This window comes from Sphingomonas sp. Leaf230 (assembly GCF_001421745.1).
Classification (GTDB): domain Bacteria; phylum Pseudomonadota; class Alphaproteobacteria; order Sphingomonadales; family Sphingomonadaceae; genus Sphingomonas.
The window spans coordinates 281,425-303,206 of the sequence record NZ_LMKW01000011.1 but is presented as its reverse complement, the minus strand read 5'-3'; the positions used below and the strand labels follow the sequence as shown (position 1 = coordinate 303,206).

Here is a 21,782-nt window from a genome sequence, read left to right as displayed (position 1 = left end):
GCGCGTCGCACATAAGGCCAGCGCAGCGCAGACCGCTGATCAATTCGGTATCAACGTATCAACGGTGAAGCGCTATTCAGCGTCCCAGGTCGCCGCGCCGAAACGGGCTGGCTGGCTTGACGACGGGGAATCCCGCGATGACATGCTCGGGCAAGCGGTCGCGGTTTCTATCGCCATGTCTGGCACGATCAACCACGACACCGCCGTTCCCGGCGACGCTAGTCGGGCCGTCAACATAGGCCTCTCGAGCGCGCCAGTGGCGGTCGGCGCGGACGAGGACGGCGGCAAGCCCGTCGTATCCGCGCCAGCGAGTGACGATGTCGCAAAGCCGTTCGTCGGCGAGCTCGACGTGCCACTGCCCCTCGGTCTCGATGAGCCGGCGTCGGTCACCTGCTGTAAGGGCCGCGCCAAGCTCGGTGAGTATCCGATCTCGATCGACAGCGGGGACATCGAGCCACGGCGAACGGTAACGCTGACGCATAGCCGTGAGAACGGCGGGCGATTCTGCAAAGGCCGCGACGGAGTGGATCCAATCGGACGCGAGGGTAGCGTCGATTACGAGCCCATGCTCCCCTTCGATGACGCGCAAGGCCGGTTCGGCGACAATCGCGGCCGCTAGCGCGTTAATGGCTTCCTCGCGTGTCGAACGTGGCGTTGCTGTGGCCGACGCGGCTGTCACGGCCGGTTCTACGGCGGGACTTGGTGCGGTTGGCATATCCTGTCCGACCAGCTTGGCGAATTGGTCCCGCATACGCGTGCTCCAGCCGCCGCGCCTCGAGGTGGCGGGTCGGGACGGCGGCTGTGCCGCCTCCGCATCCGCAAGCGTGCGACGATAGCCCGGATGATCGGCATAAGCACGGGCGTGCTTCAAGGTCCGCGCCGCGTCGGCGTCCCCATTCTCTGCGGCGCGCTCGATGCCGTCCAGACCGAGGCTGGCGACGACGTTGGCGGCCGCGAACATGCGCTTGTCCTGAAGATCGGAAAGGGCCGCAAGACGGTTTTGCGCCATCTCGCTCAAAGCCGGCGCGGTGATCGCTGCGAACTCCGTGCGGGTAATACCGGGGACGCGATAGCCGGTCCCGGCGCCGTCCGGCGGTAGGATCGGTATGTCGTGTGTCATTATGCGGTCGAACAGAGCTTCCAGCGTCGCTCGCCCGTCAGCCTTGGTGGATGGAACCGGACGTGCCTGCTCGCGACGATCGAGCAATGCGACGGCGGCCGCCGCAACGGCGTCGGCATCGGCGCTTGCGGCCGCCACGGCGGCTCGCTGAATGGCAAGTATCGGCGCATTGCTGCGGTCGATCGCTGCGATTTCAGCGAGGAAAATCTCGGCTTCGCGTGAACGGTTGGCGATCGCCCGACGGGCCCGGCACTCGGCAGCCAACGCTTCACCGGCATCGACCGCCGCGAGGATACGGCGACAGGTATCGAGCGTCTTGTCCGGACGTGCCCGTGCCATGGCGAGCGTGACATCATATTCGGCACATTCCGCATCGTTCCGGCCTAGCACGGCCTCGGCCGCATCAAGCCGCGCTACCAATTCGCAGGCCGCCACGCCTTGGGCCTGCCTAGTGACGGAGCCGGCTTCCCGCTCGATCTCGACGAGCCGTCGACGCAGATCGGCACGGGTCTCCGCGCGCTGTTCGGCCGCTGCCCATGCCTCCCGCAACAGCGCGGACCAGAGTAATTCGGCATTGTCGATACCGGTCTTCGTTGGCACACCGGCCGCCTCGAGCGGAGCGGCTCGGGTGCCGAGCGGCTTCTGCGCCTCGCGATCGCAGCCCAGCGACCGCAGATCGCCTGGATGCAATTGGCGAGCGACGCTCAATCGGCATAGCTGTTCGTTGCAGAGATCGGCGAACAGCGTCCGCATGTCCTCCAGCGTCTTGCTGCCATGCGCACGATGGCCGCCGCCCTCTGGATCGCGCGACCATTCGCCGACCTTGTTCTGCCGATGCGGATAGCGCACCCGCTTGTGCTGACCGTCGACCGGTTCGGCGATCTCGAAATCCCAACGGTCCCCCATCCGTTTCGCAGGACGATCGTGGAAGGCAACATGGAGATGGTGGTTGCGGCGGTCATTGTGATGATCCGGTGCATGGATCGCAGCGACATACATCAGGCCGGCTTCCTTCATCGTCGCGCAGAAGCCTTCCGTCACGGCCCACCGCCCGGCCGCATCGAGCCCATCCGCAAACTCGGCAGTCAGGCGATATTGTGATCGGCCCCCACGCCCTTCTGAAGAGCGGACTGCCTGTTTGCCCTTTGCTGTGCCGAGAATCGTCGCAATCATGCGGACAAGGCCGCGCGCCGCCTTCCGGTCGAGCTTTATGTCGTCGAGCGCGACCATCCTTGTCTTACGCTTGGTTCTCGATGTAGCGAAGTTTGTCGCGACTTGGCGGATGGCGGCCGGTATCTCGGGGGCATCCGCCAGCCGCTGCCATGCCGTGGGCGAAGCCTTCTCGGGCGTGAGCGTCAGCCGGTCTGTCCCCGGCGTGCGTTCATGCTTGTGGACGGCGCGCCAGTAGGACTGCCGCTCCTCCGCGGTCGGGGCGATGTTGGTGAAGATCGCGCGCTCGCCATCGATCGTCTCCGTGGCGGACGGTCGCCCCGCGTAGTCGTCGAACCCTGACGGCGAGATCGTGATTTCCACGGCGTCTTGCCGCTCGATATAGGCACCGTGGTCGGCCGGAGCGCCGTTGGCGAGCCGCTTGCTTCCCTTGGGCGTCGTGATGCGGCAGCCGCTGTCGCTGGCCTTGCTCACCGCCTGCAATGTGAAATGGAAGGTGACCTTGCCGCCCGCGGATACGAAGCGGGTATGGAAGGCACCTGGCACCGCGAGGTCGGCGGATCGGGACCAGCGATTACCGCGCAACCTCCTGTCGGTCGCCCGATCCGTGGCGGACTGGCGAACCCGCACGGTGCGCCCGAGCGCCGCCTCCTCCTCGATCGCAAGCGCTCGCCGCAGCCGCGCCGAACAATGACCGATAGGACCGATAGGACGCTGAATCGACATAGCCGGGCTCCTTTTGGCAACACCAGCTTACAGCATGCGAATCACGGGGTGAATCACCCCCTGGCCACTTTTTGTTCTCCTATCCCGAGGGGCGTTGCCCTGACGGGCCGCGCGTCCACGTGCGCCCTTGAGGACGCGGACCCCGCGTCCTGGCGTTGCCTCGCCGCATGGCGACGCACGCAAATGTGAGCGACTCACGTTTGCGGAATTGCGCCTCTTTAAAAGTCAGGCTGGACGCAACAGCACCTGCACGGGTCAGTTGCGTCCATGCCCCTCATCGTTTGAAGCGGTGGTCGCGATGCCAGCGCACGAAATCAGGGTGCGGTCGGCTCGTCAAATGTGCGGGCAGGATCGCGTGTCACGTCGCGTTGACGATCGAGAGGACGCTGTCGGGATCGTTGGCTTGCCGCGACACCAGAATGCGCGTCTCGCTGTCGAACCCGATCAGTCCCCGGTCGAACATCCAGCGCGCCGTGCCGGACAACGCCATCCCGTTGCTGATGATGTCCGGGCCGTTCGCCTCGACCGGCTGGATATGCGCTGCCTCGATCTCGGCGCGGCCGCCGCCATTGATCAGCTTCAGCCCGGTAACGGCACAGCACTCATCATAGGCGCGTAGAACAACGCGGCGGAACACCCGGTCCCGCACGACCGGCCAGACCAAGGTTGCCACCCCTTCGCGTCCTTCATCGAAGAGGACCGGCGTGCGTTCCTCTCGACATAGTCGTTGGAGGATCGGTGTCGTTCATTCTCGGCAGTAGCGGGCTGGCGTCCTCAAGCCAGGCAGAGACGATGCGATTGCCCGCATCGCATCGCATCGCAGCTTGAGCGTGGGCGAGGAGCCTCGACTCGATGACGGATATACACGACGAAAGGTGCTCCCAAGGCCTGCATTCGACTTGCGCGCGCAGATCCCCGCGTCTACGATTCCGCTTCAATTTCGGGGAGGCGTTGTATGCTACTCAGCCTCTTCTGCGGCGCAGGCGGACTCGATGTCGGGTTCGAAGCCACCGACTATGATGTCGGCCTGGCTTTCGATCTGCGCAAGGACAGCATCGCATCCTACAATAACAACCGTAAGGGTAGACCCGAGCACGGGCATGTCGGCGATGTGTCGAAACTAACGCTCGCGAAGCTCGACGAGCTCCATGGCGAGGAGTTTGCGCCGGAGGGCTTGATCGGTGGGCCACCCTGCCAGAGCTTCAGCCGCGCGAACACAGTCTACCTCGACGCCGATCCCCGGCACTCGCTACCACTAGCTTATGCCAAGTTGCTGAAGCAGCTTAACGAGCGCAACCTAGTGAAGTTCTTCGTGATGGAGAACGTCACCGGCCTTCTGAGCGAGCGACATGCGCACCGGCTCCGACGATATGAAAAGGCATTCGAGGAAGCCGGTTTTTCGCTGAGCCGCGCGGTGCTGCTTGCCACCGACTACTCGACCCCACAGATCCGCGAGCGTCTATTTGTCGTTGGCTTCAACCGCGACCTCTACGGTGAGGCGAAGTGGACGCCGCCCGCCAAGATCCCGTTTATCGATGGCCGCCGTCCTGACGTCCGTGGCGCCATCGGTCACCTTCCCGACGCGACCTATTACGAGCGTGGCCTAACGCCGGACAAGATTGCCTACCACGTCAATCATTGGTGCATGAAGCCGAAGTCGGCCAAGTTCACCACTCCGGGCGCCCTCACGCCAGGCTATGGCGGCAATCGGAGCTTCAAGACACTCGGATGGGACAAACCGAGCCTCACAGTCGCCTACGGCCATCGCGAGGTCCACATCCATCCGAACTGCACCCGCCGCCTAAGTGTTTATGAAGCAATGCTGCTACAGGGTTTTCCGACGGACTACGAGTTGACCGGCAGCCTCTCATCGCAGATTGTCCAAATCAGCGAGGCGGTGCCCCCGCCGGTAGCGGGCGCGGTAGCGCGATCCGTCCGTGCGCAGATCGCTTGCCTGGACGCAATGCGCGAGGCCCCGCGAGATGAGCCCGAGGTGGAAACCCGCGCCTGCGCCTAGCGCGATGCGCCGACCGGACGCTAACACCGAGCATCCCCACGGCTCTTAAAGTGCATGGCACAAGTCCGCGCTTCGGATGAGTAGGTTAAAAACGTCCTCGAAAACAACTGCCGTTGCAATCGCTGCGACCTGCTAAGTAAGCCGGACACGTATTCCCGACACACCTCACGGCCATCCTATTGCACGGCCGCTTTGGCATCGGCATGTCGGCTGCCACTATACGAGGACGCCTACCATTAATCTCCCGCCCGACGTGATATCTCGCCGGGCGGATCTACTTCAGGCGGCGCGTATCTGCGGCCCGGCGAGCCATCCGCGATACCCCGGATCCCCATCAACGTCATAGTGAGCGGACTTGAGGAGCTCTGCGGCTTCGACCGTCACGGCCTCCATAAGCTGCTCGTCGCCAGCCAGTTCAGCATCCAGGTCCAGCAACCGCTCCGTAACATCGAGCAACGCCAACGCCTGATCTACCTCGGCAGCCGCTGCATCCCCCCCGCGATCCTCAACCAGCTCATACTGGTCTCTCGCGGGCGCCGTCCGCACGTCGCAGCGGAAGCCAAGCGACAGCATGTCGGGCCGCCCCGGGACGACGGCGTAGAAGCAGCTAGGCAGCATCGTAAGTCGCCTCTCTGGATGGGCAGCGCCCACGAAGCGTAACAGCCACTTGCCGAAGCCAATTGCGAAGAGCTTGGTGAACTCCTGTGGCTCGAGCCGCGTGGGATCGGCCAGCAATGCGCGCAGACCCTCCGCCTCTGTGCACAGCAAGGCCGCTGTCCTACCCTCAAATCCAGCGTTCGCGTTGATGTTATCAGTGACCGCTTGGATCAGGGCAGCGAGGTTATCGGCATCAATCCGGTCAGGCGCCACGCGCGTGGTTATGAACAGCAGCCAAGGGTGCATGGCGTTGCGCAGCTGCAGTTGAATAACTGCCGCAAGAGCGTCGATCACGGTATGCTTCCCCCGTCCCTGAGGACGCAGCGCCAAGTGGTCGCACAGATCAATGTTTACGGCGTGGAACGGGCCACCATCTCGGACCTCGGCAAACGCGATCGATTCTGCGTTCGCGACCGTCTCGAAGCGCTCACGCAGAATGGCCGAGCCCTGGTGGATGCCTGCAAGTCCACGAACCTCGCTCTCCGCGATATTCATCCGAATATCTCGCGCCGAGCCCGCCCGCACGGCGTTCAACCCGGTGAACCTGAGGTCGACTGCCGCAGCCTCGCACGCTTCGCGAAGGACCCGAACATCGAGAAGGTCATCGCCGGGCAGGCTCAGGTAGCGCAAGATGCGTGCATCAGCCGGAAAGTGCGTCTCCCGCAGGATTCCAACAAGCGACTCATGCCACTGGTAGCGGCGCACCCATTGCTTCCTTGGTCGGTGCCAAGGCTCGAAGGGGCGCTGCAGTGGCTCCTCGGCCACGCGCCGACGTGCGATGCGGCCGACAAGGTCGGCATCGTTAAACTCATCCATCAGCCACGCACTCCGAACACGGCGGCGATGTCGGCGAGTAGCGACTGCTGATCCTCCCAAGACAGATCGTCCAGCAGACCCCAGGCAGACAGCACTTTCGCTAGAGCCTCCAGCTGTGGGTCCTGGATCGCGGCACCGCGATTGTCGGCCTTCGCGGCTATCTCATCGGAGTCGAAAACCAGCACGCCGCGCTCTCGGTCGTCGAGCAACGCTTGGCCTCGCGGTGCCAGGCGCACTGTGGGCGGTGGCTCCGCGTCAGCTCCCCGCCGCGCCTGCCAGACTTGCTCGACGAGGGTGTCGAGACGCGAAGCCCGCGTGTCGGCCTCGCGGGCGCGCTTGGCCTCAAGATTTTCCTTGTTGAGACCCTTGAGCTTGTTCGTCGTCTGACGGACTGCGAAGTGAACCCACTTCTGCAGGTATTGGTAGTGCGGGTGGCTAAAGTTAAACGACTCGCGGTCGATGTTCAGCGCCGCATCAAGGCCCTCGGTTATGAACACTTCGGACATGAGCTGTCGCAGCCGCGTGAGTTCGGATACCTGGTATCCTAGGAAAGCGGGGTCGAAGAGCACGCCGCTTGCGTTGTTCACGCGCACAAGAACGCCGTTGTTTTCCTTCGGGGTGATCTTCTGGTTCCAATAGAGGTAGGCCTCGAACGTCAAAGCGCCTCCACCCTCGTCGGAGGGCACGGCGCCCAGGCCGGAGACAACCTTGCCGAAAAACATCAGCGGCCTACCGATGTCGCTGTTTCCACGCAGCTGGCTGTCGAAAGAGATTGGCCGCATCAACTCGATATCGTCTACTAGGACGCGAAACCCACCCAGCGGATCCTGCGAGCTTGTCAGCGCCAACTTCTCACCAATGGTCTCACCGCCGGCCAACAGGACCGGCTCTGCTGTTCTACTGGTCAGATTAAAGAAGCCGATGCCGTCGGCTGCCGTGAGGTCGAACGGGTGCCTGTCGATGTAGCGGACGGGGACTGCGAGGCTGAGAAGCCAGATCATCCCGAGATAGTCGTCGAGAGAATCTTCAATAACCGGGGTCGCCTTGCGCTCCCTGACCTCGTTGCGGACGGCGTCGTAGAGTTTACGAAAACGTGTCTTCGGGCTGTCCGCCGACGCCCAGGGCAGCCGCGGCTCCTCCACGAACACATCGAAGTCATCCGTGGCCACGCGGCCGATGTGGTAGCTCGGCCGCTTGGGCGGCGTGCCGTCGATGTCGCCCTTCTCGGCGCGGTCGAGTATCGACCAGCGTTCCATCCCCTGGAGCAGCTCACGCGCCTGATCGGTCAACTCCATCAGGATGATTTCGGTCCCCTGCGCATGCACGTCGGCGGCCGGCTCGCTCGTAATCGTAACCGTCCCAGTCTCGAAGACATCTCCGTCAGATATCGTCGCGAGCATCTCCTCGGTATGCGTCTTCATGACGATGACCGCGGAGGTGCGGAAGTCGTCTCCGCGACGCTTGGTGATGACCTGAAAATGGTGGGTGAGCTGGGCGACCGAGAACATCCCGATACCGATCTTGCCGATCAGCCTGCGTCCCCCGATCGAGAGCTTCGGGTCGGATGGGTCTACAGTGCCAAGACGCTTCCCCTTTGCGGTCCGCTTTGAGCTACCGCCGATGTGGGTAACGAGGTCGGCCAGCATCTCTGGCGACATGCCACGCCCGTTGTCGCGCACGATTATGCGCTGGAAGCGCGGTGCGTCAGTTTGGAGGATCACCTCAGTCGCGTCGGCATCGTAAGCGTTCGAGATGAGTTCTCGGAATGCGGACGACGGCCGACGGTAGATGCCGTCAGTCACGCGTGCGAGAACGCGGTCGTCCACGCGCAGTGTCGTCCGCACTGTCTGCCCGCTCTGTCTCCCCAGCCTTATCTCGCGCGCGAGATCTTCAGCACGGTCGGTCATGGCTTACCCCTTCCACATCGCCCATGCGCAGCACGGTGACCTGATGCAACCTGCAGGCCATAGCTGTCGCCCTCAATTGACCGGCCGCCGGATCGCCATGAACGTGGAGCGTCCGCCAACGCTGAGCCCGGCCTGGGCTCCAGCCGCCATCGCCGCTGTGATGGCCGGATGAGTGCTGCCCTGCCGCCCGTCCCAAAGTGGGTGAATGATAACCGTTGCCCGCCCACCAGCGACTACGGCTTCCAGTCCGGCGAGCGTCGTTCGGGTAGATCCTGGCATCGCGGCATGGATGCGGGCCGCCGCGTGGTCAGCCACACCGATCCAGTGCGCGGGTGTGAAGTCAATAGGAGCGGCGGCGTTCAGCGACAGCCGCGCCATATCGATGGCGAGCCGCCAGTCGAGAATGCTGTGATAGGCGAGATTTCCGTAGTCACGCATGCACTCGTGACATGACGTCTGACAGACAACGCCATGATCGTCCGGTCGCGCCATCGTCTGAAACATCCCGAGCATGGTCGGCGCAAGCATGTCCTGAAGAAGCGCCGCGAACTCTGACGGTGCGCCAAGGTGGGTGCTGTATCCGGCCCCGTTCTCCAGCGTGTCTGAGAGAAATACTTGGCCGATGACGTTACCCGCCTGATCACGCGTCGTGCGCAGACCCGCTTTGAGTTCGGCGTCGCTCACGTCGAGCCTGACTGCCGCGGCCCGTCGAAGAAGGAAACCAAACGAATACAGCGCGGCGCGGCCCTCCACATCGAGCGGGTTCGCGAAGATTCCGGCCGGCCACTGGTGCACGCCAGCCACAAGGACGTCGGTTTGGCTGATCGCGGCCAGCGCACGGGGGTCGGGACCGGCAATCGGCTGACCGCTAGCGGGATGCCCGATCTTTTCGAGCGCCTGTCGGGTCGCCCAAGTCTCGCCGAAAAACTTTTCGAACTCGAACAACTGTCCGTTGTTGTCGTTGATCACATGGACCGTCTGCTCTCCACTGTGGATCTCGAAGTTCAGGTGCGGCGTCAGCGGAAGTCCAGCCAGACCCAATTTCGGTCGAGTTGCGCGTGGCGTCCATTCGAACGTGCCGTCGTAATCGCGCTCCGTCCGATATCGGGTTCTGAAACCTCTCGGCTCGGATAGGTTCACAACTTGATAATGCGCCGGTCCAGCCCCGCACACGCTACAGTTCGCAGCGGGGGTCCCGCTTGCGTCTATCGACTGGCAGAAGCGGCAGATGCCCGTGGGGATTGGAGGTCCAAGGGGGTCAGCTACCTCATCGGCGCGCCCCCTAACCATCTGGTAGTTCACGACACCGATCGATGTGTGGATCATGCCTTCCTTCACGGTCTCCGAGCCTGGCGCGAATTGGCTAATCGCTAGGTCGAGTGGGCGATCCACGACGTCGGGCGGTGGAAGCTGGCCGCTGGGCCAGTCATGGTATAGGAACCGCGTCCTCGTCGGAAAACCGAACATGGGGAGCACGCCAGCATTGGCGAGCCGCTCACTAAGAAGTGGCTGCACCAATCGAGGGTTCGAAACGGCTGAATCGACGGCGAGGATTAGATCGTTCGCGGCCCATCCCTCTAGCGCACCTTGCCGTGCCTGGAGTTGAGGTTCCGCAGCGTGAAGGAGCAAGCTCGTTATGCTCGATATCCTGGTCGTGCTCGAGGCGATCCAATTTAAGATTTCAGCGCGAACCGTGTTGCCGCCGGGAACCGTTGGCTGATGCCAGTCCGCGGTCTGACCAAACTCCCCGTGGACATCGTAACCGGCTGGTTGGGTCGAAGACAGCGTCGCGAAGGCCTCTCGCAGCACCTCCTTGGCAAGCACTCGCTTGACGATGGGCTCCACGCTCAGGTCCACATATGGCTGAGGGGGGAGGTCGGCCGTGATCTTCGCCGGCCTCTGGAAGTAATAGTCGTCATGGCTGCGCCCGCGGCAGAGGGTCAACGCTAGGGAAAGCGCGCTTCCACGCCGACCCGCCCGGCCGACGCGCTGCTGATAGTTGAAGCGCAGCGGCGGCATGTTAGCCATCATGACTGCGAGAAGCGATCCGATGTCGACACCGGCCTCCATCGTGGTTGTGACGCTCAGCAGGTCTACCGTGTCGACCAGTGGTATCTCCTGGGGCGGCGGGAGGCATACGCCCTGAAAAAGCCGTTGCCGCTCGCGGGCCGCCTGCTTGCTCGTCTGCCCTGTCATCTCCTCGCAGTTGAGCCGGAACAAGTCGCCTGCGTGCCGAGCGAGATAGAGGTAGTAGTCGTCCTCCGTCGCGCCAGTCCCCAGCGGCTGCGCCGCACCGAGCGGCTGCTGGCAGTCTGTGCACACGGTCCCGCTCGGGTGCAGGTGAATCCGCCTGCAAGCCGTGCACTCCCAGGAAGTTTGCCCAGGGCGCGAGATCTCCAGCCGATCCGGCTGGATGAGCCAGTCGACGACGAGCGCGCCGTGTGTCAGGCGCGCCTCGACATCCATGGTCAGCGCGGCCGTGGTCCGACCAGCCGCCGTCGCGACGGCACTCAAGTAGTCATTTACGAACCCTGGCGCTGCCGCCCCTGGAGTGCCGATCGCCCTGAACGGTTCGCCTTCGATCCGCCTGCGCTCGCCCAGCAGCCGCAATACGCCGTTCGCCGCCTCAACGATTATCGGGTCTGTCTCGCCTGGCGCTCCCGGACCGACCGCCGCGAAGGCGATCTGGAGCGATTCCAAGCCGCGCCGCCCAGAGGCAAAGATTACCTTCAACACCTCCGCGTGAGCGGTGCGCCTCAGCCGCTGCAGATGGTCGACCTGCTGGACGGAAAGCCCGCTTCCCATCGCTGACGGAGGGGTCGTCAACCAATTGAAAAGGTTGCGCCAGCTGCCAGTCCGATCTCCGGTGTCGGTCCATAGGCTCTCGAGCCCATAACCTCCAGGATTGATGCCGGCCCCGAGCAGCCGCAGCTCCGCATCCGCGAACAGGTTTGCGACGAGGAACGGCCCGGTGCTGTTCGCCACGATCGTCGAAGCCGCCTGCGCGTAGGTCATCCCAGGGTGAAAGGGGCAGCTTGCGCCGGCCTGCGGGCCAGCAGCTGCCATGATGATGAGCGCATCCTGCAAAGAGGCGAGCTGAAAGTCAGCCGCGGCCCTTGCCTGCTCAGGCGTCAGCGCAGCACCTGACATCTGCAACTGAAAGGCGGCGGCACCCTGTCCTGCGACACCGAGAGCGGAGACCAAAGCCTGGCGCACGGAGTCGAGGTGATGAGCCTGCCGCATACCCGCGGAGAGCTTCGCCGCATCCTGCCGGCTGTCGGAGAAGACGACCAGCTTGCGCTTGTCATCCTCGCCCGATGGGGCGATGTCGCGCAGCAGTGAATCCGCGAGGATCTGTGCGACCTTTTGGAAACCCGTGCGCTGGCCCCGGATTGGAGATCCCCCAGCCGATCCCGAGCTGCGACCGCCCCAATCGGCATCGCAGCATGGGCAGCGCGAGGGAAACGCACCTGGCGTCTCGGAGACGCGCGCACCGGGGCGCGGCGGGCGGTGGCGCGACGGGATGAAATAGACGTAGCCGTTGCCGGCCGCGCCTACGGTCAGCATGCCTGAACCTGGGGCTAGCTGAGCCCGGCGCCACTGGCGATCCACGCGCTTCAGCGACCAGCTCCGTGTCCGTGGCGTGCGGCCACCGGAGGGCCAAAACACGGCGTAATTCTCGTAATCGCGCTCCGCGCCGGCGCGGTCGGGAACCTGTTCAAGGTCCGGGAAGTCCGGGGTGAGTCGCCAACGCTGGCTGTTATTCGTATCGGCGCGATATCCGCCAAGAAACACCTCGCCACAGGGCTCGCAGTAGAGAAGCTCCAGCACCCTGGCACCGCAGCCGCAGCCAGACGCCGGCACGTGGTGAAGTGCACCCACTTGAGGATTGTCGGCGCGCTGCGGTGCCTGGTTGCAGGCCGGGTCCGCGCATGCCCACAGCCCTTGGACGTTGCGGAACATGATGTGAGCGCGCACCGGCAGTAGCGGATCACCGTTCGGCAACTCCGCAGATGCGATCGCGGTGACCATCCCCTCCGCCGCTGCACTGGCCTGCTGCGGCGTGGAACCGGTAAATAGCCGGGAACCGATGTCAGCTGTCTGTCGCGGCTCTGGCCGGCTGCCGTCTTCATTGCGGCAGACTGACCTTAGAGCGTCGGGAGCCTCAGTGCTCGCCAGTGCCCGTCCGAGCCGAGCGGGCGTCGCCAACGACGAGCCGTCGCCAGCGCCTACGGCGATCTCCAGGGCCGCCGCCGCAGCGTCAAGTCCCTGCGCTTCAACCGCTGCAGGGAACGCCGCCAGAGCCGAAGCGTGCTGCGCTACGGACGTGCGCGCCGTGGGCGAAAGCGGCCGCTGCTGGCCGCCGATGACGGCGAAGCGTGAGCGGTCGCGGCCGAAGAAGCCGTGCAGGTAGTCGCGGCCGGCCTGATCATCGGACAGCGATGCTGAGGAGGCTATGATGCGGAGCTGGTCGTGATCAGGATGGAGTCCGAGCCGCTCCAAGAGCACCCGCAGGAGGTAGGCCACCTCCGTCCCGGGCGTGCCGCGGTAGGTGTGCAACTCATCGACGACGAGGTGAAAAACGTTGCGCGAGTCGAGTGCCAGCCAGTCACGTGTAGCATCAAAGATGGGAGCGTCGACGCCACGCATCAGCATGATGTTGAGCATGCTATAATTGGTAATCAGAAGGTCTGGCGGACTATCCTGCATGTCCCAGCGAGACCACATCTCGGCGCCGTCCATGCTCTGGAAGAACTTGGCCGCGTCGGTCGGGGCGACCGCCGCTGCATCACGCGCCATCGAGCGAAGCTCATTGCGCAGCTCAGTCAGCTTGGTGCCCGACGTCGGATCGCCAGCAACCGGGGTCCGGCCGGTGTAGCGGCCGAAGTATAGCCGGTTGCCGTGCCTGTTCGCGCCAAGCCATGTGCGAGCGGCCGCGCTGTCGAAGCCTAGGCGAAGTCGGACCAGCTGATCCTCGGCAAGAGCGTTCAGCGGATACATCACGAGCGCGCGCATGCCCGGCGGGCGCGCCACCGCGTCCTCGTGCCCGCGCTGCGAGACGCGCGGATGGAAGCGTTGGCCGCCGGGACCTGGATGATCCCACCATTCGTGCGCTGCCGGAATTGTGGCGGGCGGCCCCCATCGGTCAGATTCCGCAACCAACGCGGCGGCGATAGGGATCAGGAAGCACTCGGTCTTCCCTGAGCCCGTGCCGCTGGTCACGATCACGTCGCGGCCTTCGCGCATCGAGGCGTCTAAGGCGGCGAACTGATGCGCGTATAATTCACGGCCTGCCGGAAACAGTCCTTGGGAAACGAACCCCGAGATGTCCGCGACCTGCTGTGCCGGAAGAGATCCTCCAAGGATCGCCCTGACCGCCGCCGCGATGTCTAGGCCGCTCGACGCATATGGCGGGGCCGGCTCGATGAGCGGCTCGCGATACAGGCGCCCGTCTTGGTTCAGCAGAGCCCGCCGCTCGGCGACCAAACTGTCATATCGCAGGTCGAAAGGGCTATCGAGGTAGCGCAGATAGGTGTCGCGCATCCCCTCGAAGATTGAAACCGGATTGGTCAACTGTCAGCTCCCGTTGCAATAGCCCGAAGCGAGGCGGCGACTACCGCCGCTAGCGGAGCGTTAATCCCCGAATATGTCAGTCGTCCGCCCTCAAGAGCCGGAAGGGCCCCAGACGCAATTACGAGCGCGCGATCGATCAATCCCGGTGGGCGCGCTGCAATGGGGAAGCTGACCTGACCACGCGACAGATCAAGACGCATCGCTCGCTGCCGCCTACCGAGCGCCCAATACTTCGCGATCCCTGGCGGGACCTTCCGCGTAACGCCGGCCAACTTGTAAATGTGCCGGGTGTCGTAGTCAGACTTGAAGCGGAAGAGTCCGCGCTGCGCCCGCACCGCCTCAGCCACTGTAGACGCGACCCATGCCGTCTTCGAGCTCGAGAAGCGCTCGACCGCCCAGCCGCCAGTGGGAACCGTTGACTCCTCGAAACTCGCCAGTGGCGGCGGGACGAAGGCAGCCATGACGGCGAGCGGCGCATTCCACTGGATGGGGAGCCCGGCCTGACCCGAGACCCGAATCAGATCATCGGCGCATGCCATATCAATCCGGATTACGTCGGGTCCATCCCGCTGCTCGGTGACGTTAGCAGAGTCACCCGCGGCCGCCATCAGTCGGCCAAGAAGCGGAGCCGACCTCGCGCCGCATAGGACCGCTGAGACCGCTCCGGCAGGACCACCAGCCGCTAGGACCGGTGGGGTAACCCGCCACCACTCGCCAGATGCCTCACCGAACTCGCAGTGCGCAAGACTGTTGAAGCTCCATATCGCGCGACTGAAGGCGGAGGGTGCGCCTCGGCGCGCCGACACTAACTCCGTCGCGCGGCGCTTGAAGATGGAGCCGGAGCCGGAGCCAACCGCGGACGCCCAGAAAAGAAGCTCGTTCATCGGCGACGCTTCCGCAGCGAGCGGGCAGTGGCAAGATATCGGTTCCAAAGTGCACGTTCGGCACCGTTATCTCCGCCAGCGCGCCGGCTCGCGCCGATCGCACGCGCCCACCGGGACACGGCATCAGCTGATCCGACAGATGCGCCGGGCAACACCTTCCGTCCAATCATCGCAGGAATGGCGCGATGGATCCCGACGCCACCGGACAGCATCCAGACCGGTTCGAACCGTGGCGACGCCATGGCCACCCCCCCGTTAATCGACGTGAACGTGCAGATTTCGCCGGGACGGGCGCCAATCAACGTTCCGGATGCGCCTGCCTGGAAGAAGCGTCCCCCTCCCGGTCCCGATAGCGCGCCGGCCAGCGCCGCCGCGTCACGCCACGCAGGCCACCAGTCCCAGTCGGACGCCCCGGCCTCGATCGCGTAGTTCGCCGTGACACCGCCATGCTCAACTCGGTGCTGGCCGGCCGCGTCCCATCGGTCTGCCGTCCAGACGCCTTCTGCATCCTGCGTTCCCTCGTGACCATCAAACAGGACGGGGTCGTCCTCTGAGAGAAGGCCCAGCAGCTGGATCATCGGCGGATACCCTTCGAGCCACGCCGTTTGAGAGAGCTTTATGCCCCCGGAGAACTCGATCGAAACCGCAGGTAGGGGATCTAGCGCATCGAGTATGCCAGGTCCGCCGACGGGGAGGGATGGACGCGCCGGCCGGACCCCCCGCCAACAAATCCACCCGTCAGGCACATTCGGCCCCTCAATGCGCACAGGCTCCGGTGAACCGGTAGCGAGGATTTGCAAAAGCGCGACCTGAGAGAGGGCCTCCCGGCATATGACGACGCTTTCCTGACCGATAGTCACGCGCGGTTTGCTGACGAACCCAGCGACGCGCGGATCCGGGCTCAGAACATGCAGATCCCGCGAGGTGCGCTTCCAGTTCACTGGCATACCCGTGGCAGCGACGAGAAGCGGCTCGCCGAATGCGGCAGTGGCATTGGGCAGTGCGAGTGGCTCGAGTAGCTGCTCGTCGAGTTGGCCAAGCCAAAACTCGTCTCCGTCAAAATCGACAGCGACGTCGTCTTGCGCACCATTCGGCACGCGAAGAAGCGCCCAGAGTTCGACGCCCCAGTCGCCAGGGCCGATCAGCAGCTGGAGCGCGACATCGAGATTTTGGACTTCGGCGCCGCCCGAAGACCCTGCCACGGGTGCGCGCCGTGTGCGGGCGCGGTTAAGCCTTGGGCGATAATCCCCGGGCTTTCGGTTGTGCATCACTACGGCTTTGGCTGGCAGATCCGTGCCGGTCAGTTTCGCCGCTACCAACGCTGCGGATAGCTCCTGCACCTCCGCGTCGACATCTTCCGCTTCGGGGTTAAGGTTGAATACAGGCACCTCGACAACCGGATAGTGTTCATTCGGCGCTTTGAGTGAATGGGCCTCATCGACGGTTGCGCCCTCATAGAAGGATTCTGAAACTTCGGCCGCATCCCGCGCCCGGTCCGCTTCATCCATTGGCCAGCCGTCAGCCATGAATGTTGCCTCAGTTGGCGCTACGAAGTCGTCGCGTCCGCTTGGTGTGTCGGCAACGACCGGCGGCTCGCTCGCGGAACTCTCGGACGGCGGGTTAATCAGACCTCGATCAAGAAGGGGCGCTTCTGAGATGCCGACTCTGTCAGCTGGCGCATGATCCGGGTCATTGGCGTCGATCGACCCCAAAGACAGGTGCTGACCACCGGCGGACGTCGCAAGAACGGCGAGCGCCGAATGCTCATGGGACGTTGAGTCGTTTGGCACCTCGTTCTGAAGCGCGGCGCGATCGAGATGGCAATTGTCGAACTCGACAAGGTCTTGAGCCGTTCGCACATGAACTGGTGTGGACGCGAGCCCGTCTTCGGTCAAACCAAGGTAGGCCTCACGATTCTCATCGCTCGGATCCATCAGTCCGCCGACATCCCGCCCTATTTTGGGTTCGGATACCTGCGCATCATGCAATGTTCCCGTTGGCTCGATCTCGTCGCTGACGTCCTCCGAAACGACAATGTCGATGTGTGTGGGTTCGACAGTCGGCCCGCGGGTGACCTCCGGCTCAATCTGCAGCGACACTAAATGGACCTGATCGGGTCTCTGCGAAACAGGCACCCGAAGTTCGGGATCGCTCGCGATTCCCGGCGACAGGTTGGCCGGCTCCTCGACGTCGGCCGCGTCGATTGGTTCAACATCGTCAGGGCGGTCGCTACCCGTGTTGTCGGAGTTAATGCCGACGCGCAGTCTGTTTACGACATCGACATCCGTCCCGTAGATAAGCGGAACGTCATTGGGAAAGGGTGGGTTTAACTCGCTATGAGCAAACAACGCCGCGGGACGGGGAGGGATCGAGACAGTGCTGTCCCTTGTAACTTCAATCTTCGCAGTCGACGCTGATTTGCGCCCCGCCTGGAAAATCCGATCAAATAGCGCCCTCAGCCTCACGAGCAGATCTAGCACGGGCAAACCTCGTGCACGCCGCGTCGCACCGTCCAGCCGAACGGAATTCGATCCCAAACCTCTCCCGCAATCCCGTGCCTGTCCGACAATCCAACTCCCCCATCCGTCGGCACGCTAACGGATGCGGCTTCCGGGGCAATCGAAATCCACGATTTGAAAGCACCCGCCAGAGCTCGCGAACCTGTCACCCCATCCGTGGATCGCTACGATACCGGCTAGTTACAAACCCACGCGATACTTGGTTATCCTTGGAGAGCAAGAGCGGAGACCGCATCTTCTTGGTTCAAAATGGTCGCAGTTTACTCGCGGTAAAGTGTCTGAGCTGACTGCGTAAAGCATGCTCCGTAGATCCAACCTTAGCGGTCAGACCGCGGACCGTCGCCAATTCGGCCGGAGTGATGCTCAAGTTTGGTAGGAGCAACGGGCTCTGGCGCTAGGCCCTGAGCAGCATGCGCTCGCTGTAGATATCGCGGGCCTTGAGCGCGGCTATCTCGGCGACACGCAATCTGGGGCCGCCGCGCCCTGGCTTAGGACCACTGGGAACTTGCACAGGTGGCACATGCGGACCAGTTCGCGCGCCAAATCCGGGCAGTCGAGCGTCTGAATAAAAAGAACTGCAGCCGACACAATGGCATTCATGGTCAGCGCCGCCATCCATATGTCACATTGCTCGATCCAGAAAAGCCGACCCACCTCATTTACTTGTGATTCGGCTTCATCAAATGCCGCCAGCAGCCTTTATCCGGTCAGGCCATATGTCCTCGACGATGGAGCAGTTGGCAAATTCGGTGACCCGCGAACCGGTCCGTTGCTTCAGCCATGTCACCGCCCGGTGGATGCCATCACCCGGGGCCGCCGCCGGTTTGCCGTCGATGTGGATGAGCTCACGCGGCGACAGGCGAAAATGCCCGCGGGATTCTGGCCGGGGCAGAATCACCACACGGTTGCCCGCCTTGCTCAACCACAACTGACAGTTTGTCTGGACAAAGCAGCCGTTGTCGCACGGCATGTAGATCGTGATTCCCGTCAGTCCGTAGCTGCCAACGTCGGTTACGCCGAACTCCAGTCCGACGATATCGGGGTTGGAAAGCGTGGCCATCCGGGCCATCCGGGTCCGACCTTCGAAATCGAGGTGTTCGCAACCCGTGACGACGACGCCGTTGTGCATCTTGCGGTTGCCGAGCAAAAGCCGGGTCACCGCAACGGTGTGGGCGCGGAGGAAGACGTCGTCGTCGTTGGTCATGGCCGCTTACTCCTGTTTTCGTCCCGCATTCCGGGATCAGCTTCCCCTCCTCATTCTCGTGACGGTTGGTCAGTGACCAACTCGCCACCATTTGACCGTCGGCGCATCGACGGTGGCGATGGCGCTGCGCAGCTTTCGCAGGTCCTCCAGACGCTCGCCGAGCAGATCGGCGGGCGTGGAACCGCCAAGTGCATCGAGCGGTCGGTCGAGGGCATCGCGGATCGCACGGCTGTCATGCTCTAGCCGCCACTCCAGCCGCATCAGGATGTTGACGAACAGGCGCAGCCGCTCGTGACGAACGATGCCTAGCGGCGACCACAATCTGCCGAGCTGGATTAGATCTTCCGCTTCGGACCGATCGATCGCGAGCAGGCGCATGGCATGCCGGCAGTCAAGACCATGGGTCAGCATGATCCGTCCGGCGAGATCGACGAGCGTTGCGGCGGGATCTGAATGCGTTTCGGTCATCGGAACGTTGCCACATGATCCGCCCACATCGCCTCGACGATCAACTGTCCGGCATCGCGCGTTAGATCCTCGTCATACAAACCCTGCCGTATCCCGAGACCCGTGATCCGGCGGGGGACAATCAGTGCATGGGCATGAAGGGGGAAGGCAGCGTTGATCGTAGCCGGCGCGTGAAGGATCAGAACGGAAGCGAGCTGGCGGTCACGAGTGAACCGTTCTCTCAGGAATGCGCGCGCTCGCTCCCAACCGACATGCACGCGATCGACATCGCCAAGCGGCAACGTCAGGTAGGTGAGCAGCGCCTTTTCGCGATCGACCGCGTGCACGTCCATCTGCGCAAGCAACGTCGCCGGATCTGCAAGATAGTCGTCGGCCCCGCCGGGAAGTAGCACCTCGACACGCTCGACGTTCGGCGACCAGACGGCGAAGTCGGTGCTGACGGGAACGGAGCCGAGATGGGCTTTGCGATAACCGAACTCCAGCGCGCTGTTGGTGCGACCAGCATATGCCTTCCGCAATACGGCAAAGACGGTCCCTGTCGGCGAGAGACCAGCGGGGTTGAGATAGAGCCAGCTTTGCGGATCAGCGTCAGTAAACGTTGTCCTGGTGGATGCCTTACGTGGCTTGTTCGCGGCCATCTCAGCGTTCCCGCCGACGGGTGACTAGGCGGACGATCTCGTTCGCCGCGCGACAGACGCCGTCGCAGCGTTCATCCCAGGTAACGAACGGGGGCGTTGTCTGCAGCGCCAGCCCGTCCCCACGAATCTCTATAAAGGGGCCGACCTCGGCAGGCACCAACCACAGGCTGCGGTCGAAGTGACGCAGGAAGCTGAGCCCAGAGATGGTGAACGGTCCATCCGGTCCGACTAGCGCGATATCGACTGTGACCGGGTTCATCGTCTCCGGGAACAGGCCGGTGCGCACGAGCATGACATCGCGGCCGAAGCGGGCGCATACGCCTTCGACCTTGGCCCCGAACAGCGGCGCTTCGCACGGCGTCGCGGCTATGACGAGATTGGCGGAAGCAAAGTCCAGCGCCCCCGCCGGCAACCCGGCCAGTGCGCCGAGCGGGATTGGCGCTTCGTAGAGAGCGGCGAGCGGCAGCGACAGAACACGCTGCGAGGGATCGAGCGACTGACCGATTGGGGAGGTCAACATGGGGAAGGGCTTTCATCAGGGGGATCACCGGCCCGCAACGGATCCGGATCAGGCCGCCTGCCTTTTTCATTCGGCTGGCAGCTTCGCTGCGCACCGCGCTTCTCTCCTCCCGACCTCGCTTTAGCGGTCCTTAGATGCCCGAGTGATCGGTTCGATCGATTGTGCACCTTCCCTCCGCCGTTGCTCGACGAACACCTAAGTCACTGGTTCAAAACGTATTGGTGCGAAAAAGCGACTTGCGTGTAATTTGCGTGAAACACACCAGATTCCACGCTACGTTTCTGCTACGTTCTCGCTGCTTCGCGCGATTGAGTGACGTGAAATCAATAACTTAGCAGCTCTCCCCTTCGTTGACATCGCAGGGGTCGCAAGTTCAATCCTTGCCACGCCCACCATTGAAAACCCCGCTAGTCCCATGGACTAGCGGGGTTTTTATTTGCCTGGAGTGCTAGCGGGGTCCCCGAAGGGACCCTTGCCTCAGGCGGGTATCTGGTCGATCGTAGCGGTGTTTTCGGCCTTGATGCCGTTCTCGCCATGCCGCAGCTTCGACAGCGCGTGATAGACCTGCAAACGGGCGCGCATCACCGAACCGAGCGGGCGATGCGCCGCGAGTGCGTGCGCGGGGCGGAACGTCATCACATCGTCGAAATACCGGACGCGCGCGGCGCTATAGGCTTCCTGCCGGGGGATGCGGATCGTTCCGACCGTCAGGTAGCGGCTGTCCGCCTCGGGCCAGTCGACCGAGGTGTCTTCGATCGGCTGCGTGTCCGCGTTCGCCCAGAGCTGTACGCGCAGTTCGAATACTGCGTCGTGTTCGCCGAAATAGCGGACGGCGGCATGACGGAAACCGTCCTCGTCCTGCTTCGGGTCGAGTTCCCAGTCCTTCAGCGCGGCCTGTTCGGGCGAGGCGGGGAAGGTGCCGAGCTTGGCGACGTAATCGCCGTAGCGGATCGGACATTGGCTGAAATACGGTTCGGCGAGCGGATGGCTGAACGGGTGGCCGAAAAAGTCCGCCTTGGGGCTCTCGGTGCCGACCGCGTGCAGCGCCGTGTTCACGTTGCGCGCGAGGCTCGACACCGCGCTCTTGAAGCCCTCCGGCAAGGGCACGGCCGCACCGATCTTCTTGGCGTCGCTGAGAAACCCCTGCGCGGTGCCGGACGGAAACGTCGTGCCCGTCGCGAACACGAAATCCTGCGTGTCGGCATCGTGGCCCGACAGCTTGTCGCCGGGTACGTCGAAGATCTTGATCGCCATGCCGCGGTGCGTCGAGACGCGGTCGCCAAGCGTCTCGCCGGGTCCCTGCGCGAAGCGGATTGCGACGGGGTGCGGGCCGGGCGTCGCGAACACGCCTTGTGCGAGTTCGGGCGGCAGGCCGGGCGCGATCGTCAGTTCGCCGATCACGCACGCCGAACTCTTCGCATGGCTCGCGCGGACCGCATGGCCCTCGCGCTTCTCGACGGTTTCGGTCTGCTGCGACATGCCTTGAATGATGCCGTCGATCGATTCCTGCTCGTTGGGCTGGATCGTCTCGATGTCGTCGCTGTAGCGGAGATAGGTCATGT

12 protein-coding genes are annotated in these 21,782 nt (G+C 63.6%); 1 reads left to right on the top strand and 11 read right to left on the bottom strand.

Annotated elements, in window-relative coordinates; translation table 11 throughout:
• Positions 1-76: 76 nt before the first annotated feature.
• Positions 77-3,016 (bottom strand): MobA/MobL family protein, encoded by a 2,940-nt coding sequence (locus tag ASE82_RS20150; RefSeq protein ID WP_056065247.1) that lies wholly within the window; start codon positions 3,014-3,016, stop codon positions 77-79.
• A 358-nt stretch (positions 3,017-3,374) separates the two neighbouring features.
• Positions 3,375-3,689, bottom strand: a complete 315-nt coding sequence (locus ASE82_RS20145) for an HNH endonuclease (RefSeq protein WP_056065245.1) — start codon at positions 3,687-3,689, stop codon at positions 3,375-3,377.
• 282 nt (positions 3,690-3,971) lie between these two features.
• Here ASE82_RS20145 and ASE82_RS15570 point away from each other — a divergent pair, with 282 nt between their 5' ends.
• Entirely contained in the window at positions 3,972-5,033 is a 1,062-nt protein-coding gene (locus ASE82_RS15570) for a DNA cytosine methyltransferase (RefSeq protein WP_082441549.1), read from the top strand.
• Positions 5,034-5,312: 279 nt separating this feature from the next.
• On the opposite strand, the gene ASE82_RS15565 is transcribed toward ASE82_RS15570, so the two are convergent.
• From ASE82_RS15565 to ASE82_RS15520, 9 genes are all read right to left on the bottom strand, one after another.
• Positions 5,313-6,506, bottom strand: a complete 1,194-nt coding sequence (locus ASE82_RS15565) for a PP_RS20740 family protein (RefSeq protein WP_056065243.1) — start codon at positions 6,504-6,506, stop codon at positions 5,313-5,315.
• Positions 6,506-8,413: an ATP-binding protein gene (locus ASE82_RS15560; RefSeq protein WP_056065240.1), complete on the bottom strand. Its 1,908-nt coding sequence runs from the start codon at positions 8,411-8,413 to the stop codon at positions 6,506-6,508. The genes ASE82_RS15565 and ASE82_RS15560 overlap by 1 nt, the downstream gene beginning before the upstream one ends.
• 72 nt (positions 8,414-8,485) lie before the next feature.
• Positions 8,486-13,987, bottom strand: coding sequence for a DEAD/DEAH box helicase (locus ASE82_RS15555; protein WP_056065238.1), 5,502 nt, complete (start codon positions 13,985-13,987; stop codon positions 8,486-8,488).
• Between the two features lie 880 nt (positions 13,988-14,867).
• Positions 14,868-17,351: a hypothetical protein gene (locus ASE82_RS15545; RefSeq protein ID WP_056065235.1), complete on the bottom strand. Its 2,484-nt coding sequence runs from the start codon at positions 17,349-17,351 to the stop codon at positions 14,868-14,870.
• Between the two features lie 718 nt (positions 17,352-18,069).
• Complete coding sequence (locus tag ASE82_RS15540) at positions 18,070-18,594, bottom strand: hypothetical protein (RefSeq protein ID WP_056065233.1); 525 nt, start codon at positions 18,592-18,594, stop codon at positions 18,070-18,072.
• A gap of 69 nt (positions 18,595-18,663) precedes the next feature.
• Positions 18,664-19,062, bottom strand: a complete 399-nt coding sequence (locus ASE82_RS15535; protein WP_056065231.1) for a hypothetical protein — start codon at positions 19,060-19,062, stop codon at positions 18,664-18,666.
• On the bottom strand, positions 19,059-19,700 hold the full coding sequence (locus ASE82_RS15530) for a hypothetical protein (RefSeq protein WP_056065229.1): 642 nt from the start codon (positions 19,698-19,700) through the stop codon (positions 19,059-19,061). The genes ASE82_RS15535 and ASE82_RS15530 overlap by 4 nt, the downstream gene beginning before the upstream one ends.
• Position 19,701: 1 nt before the next feature.
• The gene (locus ASE82_RS15525; RefSeq protein WP_056065227.1) at positions 19,702-20,220 is read right to left on the bottom strand and encodes a hypothetical protein; all 519 of its coding nucleotides are present in this window, start codon (positions 20,218-20,220) and stop codon (positions 19,702-19,704) included.
• A gap of 477 nt (positions 20,221-20,697) precedes the next feature.
• On the bottom strand, positions 20,698-21,780 hold the full coding sequence (locus ASE82_RS15520) for a catalase family protein (protein WP_056065225.1): 1,083 nt from the start codon (positions 21,778-21,780) through the stop codon (positions 20,698-20,700).
• Positions 21,781-21,782 lie beyond the last annotated feature (2 nt).

What these genes read in the sequence shown, in the direction of transcription:
- ASE82_RS20150 (WP_056065247.1), bottom strand. Translation starts at nt 3,016, where the DNA reads ATGTCGATTCAGCGTCCTATCGGTCCTATCGGTCATTGTTCGGCGCGG.
- ASE82_RS15570 (WP_082441549.1), top strand. Translation starts at nt 3,972, where the DNA reads ATGCTACTCAGCCTCTTCTGCGGCGCAGGCGGACTCGATGTCGGGTTC.
- ASE82_RS15565 (WP_056065243.1), bottom strand. Translation starts at nt 6,506, where the DNA reads ATGGATGAGTTTAACGATGCCGACCTTGTCGGCCGCATCGCACGTCGG.
- ASE82_RS15560 (WP_056065240.1), bottom strand. Translation starts at nt 8,413, where the DNA reads ATGACCGACCGTGCTGAAGATCTCGCGCGCGAGATAAGGCTGGGGAGA.
- ASE82_RS15540 (WP_056065233.1), bottom strand. Translation starts at nt 18,594, where the DNA reads ATGACCAACGACGACGACGTCTTCCTCCGCGCCCACACCGTTGCGGTG.
- ASE82_RS15535 (WP_056065231.1), bottom strand. Translation starts at nt 19,062, where the DNA reads ATGACCGAAACGCATTCAGATCCCGCCGCAACGCTCGTCGATCTCGCC.
- ASE82_RS15530 (WP_056065229.1), bottom strand. Translation starts at nt 19,700, where the DNA reads ATGGCCGCGAACAAGCCACGTAAGGCATCCACCAGGACAACGTTTACT.
- ASE82_RS15525 (WP_056065227.1), bottom strand. Translation starts at nt 20,220, where the DNA reads ATGTTGACCTCCCCAATCGGTCAGTCGCTCGATCCCTCGCAGCGTGTT.
- ASE82_RS15520 (WP_056065225.1), bottom strand. Translation starts at nt 21,780, where the DNA reads ATGACCTATCTCCGCTACAGCGACGACATCGAGACGATCCAGCCCAAC.